The 2749-nt window shown below is 39.9% G+C and carries 2 protein-coding genes and 1 pseudogene; all 3 read right to left on the bottom strand.

Annotated elements, in window-relative coordinates:
* Positions 1-104 precede the first annotated feature (104 nt).
* The 3 genes and pseudogenes from WKU33_RS18690 to istA all read right to left on the bottom strand — a co-directional run bounded on the left by WKU33_RS18690 (position 105) and on the right by istA (position 2602).
* Entirely contained in the window at positions 105-305 is a 201-nt protein-coding gene (locus WKU33_RS18690) for a hypothetical protein (protein ID WP_336253557.1), read from the bottom strand.
* Positions 302-1050: pseudogene (gene istB, locus WKU33_RS18695) on the bottom strand (IS21-like element helper ATPase IstB). The gene WKU33_RS18690 and the pseudogene istB overlap by 4 nt, the downstream one beginning before the upstream one ends.
* Positions 1040-2602, bottom strand: coding sequence for an IS21 family transposase (gene istA / locus WKU33_RS18700; protein ID WP_336253559.1), 1563 nt, complete (start codon positions 2600-2602; stop codon positions 1040-1042). The pseudogene istB and the gene istA overlap by 11 nt, the downstream one beginning before the upstream one ends.
* Between the last annotated feature and the right edge of the window lie 147 nt (positions 2603-2749).

The raw sequence follows: 2749 nt of genomic DNA on the forward strand, positions 1-2749 counted from the left end.
TGAAGAAAGACATAGGTTAGTTCCACCTCTGCCATCTTTTTGACCCACTCCGGACATAATACTGACCCACTTATGACATAAGTGAGCCAGTAATACAATGAGCCTTATTTAAAGCTTTTACCATCTAGCTGTTTACCAATAATCGCGAGAGCCCAAGTAACGAGTTGGTTATCATCTAATTCCTCTCTATCCTTCCATAAACACTCTGCCAAGAGTCTTCCTTCCACCTCCCTCATTACTTCATCCGGCAAATAATTGTGGAAGAAATACCTTGCTATACGGAGTTCTACTTCTTCTGGAATCACTTGGTTACCGCCAGTCCATGACGTTCTCTCATCGAGACATTACCATCAATAAGTATGTTGTATGAATCGTGCACAATTCTGTCTAGAATGGCATCAGCTAGTGTGCTTTCACCGATTTTTTCATGCCATCCTCTCGGATCAAATTGAGAACAGAAGATAGTCGATCCTTGCTGGTGGCGTGCTTCTACGATTTCAAGAAGATCTCTTGCTTCCGTCTCTCTTAACGGAGTAATAGCCATTCATCTAGAATAAGTAGATTTACATTCTTGTACTTTTTCATAACCTTTCTATATGTTCCTTCCCCTCTTGCGATTGCCAATTCATCCAAGAGATCCGGTAATCGAGTATATTTTACTTTATAGAATTGACGGCATGCAGCGATGCCGAATGCACATGCTAAATAAGTTTTCCCATTTCCCGACGCACCCATCAATATAATATTGTGGTGCTCTTCGATATAATTACCAGTTGATAATCGCAAAATTTGGGCCTTATCTAGCTTTCTATCCGGGTGATATTCAATATCTTCAATGCATGCTTGTGTGTCCCGTAATTCTGCTTGTTTAATGAGCCGATCAAGCTTATTGTTTTGCCTTCTGGACCATTCGATATCAACCAGTAAGCCAAATCTATCTTCAAAAGAGAGTTCTTGATACTCCGGATTTCTCAATTGTTCTCTGAATGTTTCTGCCATCGCAGACATTCTCATTTCATTTAACTTCGTTAAGGTATTATCAGTTGTCATTATTTTTCCCTCCATAGTATGCAGCGCCACGAGTGAACCCGTAAGCGTTATCACTTTTTTGTGTGTTAGATTGTTTGATTGTGTCCTCTAATGGTAATTTGTCATGTCCTGTCTTCAGGATAGTCTGTATGCTTTTCAGTTTGGGTCTTGGCGTATAAGACAACACTCTTTCACATGCTTTCTCTATGCGTTCAATAGAGTATTTATCTGCCAGTTTCATCAATGCATAAGTGGATTTCAATCCCTGTTTTTCCGTAGGATAAGATTCTAGGATTCTTTCAATAGTTAATAAAGTGGAAGGACCGGTTGTGGCACCCCACTCTAATATAAATTCCCTATCAAAGGATGCATACTTTCTATGATCCTTAGGCATATGATCAGGAATCGTGTTGAAATCCCCACCTGATTTATTTGATCTTTTGTGAGAAGCAATCCGGATATTCTTATAAAACACTTCCACGATATTTCTCGTTATTCGAACGTCCACCGTACATTTGATATAATCATAGGGTACAGAGTAATAGTTATTATCAATTTTTACATGATAATCAGGCTGGACAACGGTCTTTGCCCAGCTCGCAATCTCGTATGGTGAATGAGGCAGGGGAATCAATGCAAATTTTTCTTCTTCTAAGAATGCTTCCTGCCTATTCCCTTTTCTCTTTTGAAAAGGTTTAGTATTCACCACATCTAATTTCTCTCTAACCGCTTTGTTCAACTCAGCCAAAGAAAAGAACTTTTCATTGCGAAGAGAGGCGATAATCCAAGTTGATATATGGCCAACATTACCTTCTACACTTGCTTTGTCCTTGGGCTGACGTACACGTGCTGGGATAATGGTAGTCTGGTAATACTCAGCCATTTCCTGATAGCTTTGATTAATGATTGGGTCGGTACGGGAGGACTTTGTTACTCCGGTCTTCAAGTTATCAGGAACAATAATTCTTGTGACTCCCCCATAATATTCAAAAGCATGAATATGAGCCGTAATCCAACTCTCTATATCCATAGACAAAAACCCCTCCACATAGGAATATTGACTACATGGCAACGTAGAAACAAAGATATAAACGGGAATCTCTTCTCCGGTTAGGTTGTTTGTGAGATACATGGTTTTACCTGCCCAATCCACTTCCATTTGTTCTCCAGGTTTTCTTTTGATCCGCATGGTTGCCTTGGTTTTCCTTGCATAATCGTTGTAAAACCTGCAGAACTGGCGATAACTATAAGGAATTTCATTGCTTGCCCTGCACTGTAAGGAGTACTCGTCCCATAAAAGGGAGAGTGTAACCCCTGATTTAGCCAATTCCTTATGAACATACTCGCCATCAGGCTTTCGACGATGGTCCGAAGGAACCTTTTTCTCTGGGAATAAAATCATCTGTAAATCTAAATCTGTCACTTCCTTTTCAATTGGCCAATTAATATTCTTCTCTTCTGCTCGCCGAATGACTTCTCTAATCGTATTCCTAGAGTGACCACAACTTGAAGCTATCCCCCTTTGTGTGACTTCCTGAGCGTGAAGCCTTAAAATTTCTCGATACTTAATCACAAAAAAACCTCCTAAATAATAAATTTGCACAAATGTGCTCCTTCATTATATAGGAGTGTGGGTCAGTCATGTCTTGATTGGGTCAGATGTATGTCCGGAGTGGATCAAAAAGATGGCATTACTGGGTCAATTTCGTGGCTGTAATCA

This window comes from Oceanobacillus sp. HCA-5259, from assembly GCF_037892815.1.
GTDB lineage: Bacteria > Bacillota > Bacilli > Bacillales > Amphibacillaceae > Oceanobacillus > Oceanobacillus indicireducens.